The sequence below is a fragment of the Vannielia sp. genome (assembly GCF_029212645.1).
Classification (GTDB): Bacteria; Pseudomonadota; Alphaproteobacteria; order Rhodobacterales; family Rhodobacteraceae; genus Vannielia.
Window position 1 is genome coordinate 17,185 of sequence record NZ_JARGND010000050.1, and the last position, 1,103, is coordinate 18,287.

Below are 1,103 nucleotides of genomic sequence, written 5' to 3' on the forward strand. Positions count from 1 at the left end.
GGCGGGTGGGACGCTCGCGGGGCTGCGCCCGCATCGCCCCACCCGCCGTCCCGCAGGGTGGGGCGGGGGTGTTTAGCTTTTTTCGCCGCGCGACAGGGCGACGACGCCGGTGCGGGCGGTTTCGATCAGGCCGAGGGGGCGCATGAGATCGGCGAAGGCATCTATCTTGTCGGAGGGGCCGGTGATTTCGAAGGTGAAGCTGGAGAGCGTGCTATCGACCACATTGGCGCGGAAGACATCGGCAAGGCGCAGCGCCTCGACCCGCTCGTCGCCCCGGCCTTCGACCTTGAAGAGCGCCAGTTCACGCTCAACCGAGGGGCCTTCGACCGTGAGGTCATGCACGTCATGGACCACCACGATGCGGCCAAGCTGGGCCTTGATCTGCTCGATCACCTGCGGCGTGCCGGTGGTGACGATGGTGATGCGCGACAGGTGGCCCTGATGATCGACCTCGGCCACGGTGAGGCTTTCGATGTTATAGCCGCGCCCGGAGAACAACCCGATGACCCGTGCGAGCACGCCGGCTTCGTTGGCGACGAGCACGGCGAGGGTGTGGCGCTCGATGACTTCGGCGTTGGGGTCTTTCAGGTCATAGGCGGAGTGTTTGGACGATCCCTTTTTGAGCTTTAGTGCGGCCATTTTAACGTCTCCTCGGAGGTGGGGGTGGTGGCCCCGGTGGCTTGAAGGGTGGGGCGGATTGGAGCGGGAGTGACCCCTGTGGCAACGGCGGTGTGTTTATGGAGCCGGTGGTGCGGGTGCTGCGCGGCTGGTGCGCCTCTATTTGCGACCCGTTTCATTGGGGTGACTTTGACGCGCAAAGCGGGGCACGGGCCCGCCAGCCCCGTTGCGGTAACGGGGGGACGTGAAGCGGGAAAGGTTGCGCGGATGTCCATGGATTTGCTCAATGTGGGGTGGGAAGAGATCAAGGGGTGGGGCGGCGAGGGAGGCCGCCCCGGCCCCGGATCAGACCATCACGCCGCCGCTGCCCTGGATGGCGTTGGTGGCGGAATCGTTGCCCAGCAGCATCTTGTTGTGCGGCTCGCCCGAGGGGATCATCGGGAAGCAGTTTTCGTGCTTCTCGACGAGGCAGTCAAACACCACCG

General features: G+C 65.5%; 1 protein-coding gene. It reads right to left on the reverse strand.

The features are described 5' to 3' along the window. Nucleotides 1-72 precede the first annotated feature (72 nt). Complete coding sequence (gene ilvN / locus P1U55_RS13570; RefSeq protein ID WP_301048160.1) at nt 73-639, reverse strand: acetolactate synthase small subunit; 567 nt, start codon at nt 637-639, stop codon at nt 73-75. Nucleotides 640-1,103 lie beyond the last annotated feature (464 nt).

Coding starts and splice junctions, on each gene's coding strand:
- ilvN (WP_301048160.1), bottom strand. CDS start 639: ATGGCCGCACTAAAGCTCAAAAAGGGATCGTCCAAACACTCCGCCTAT.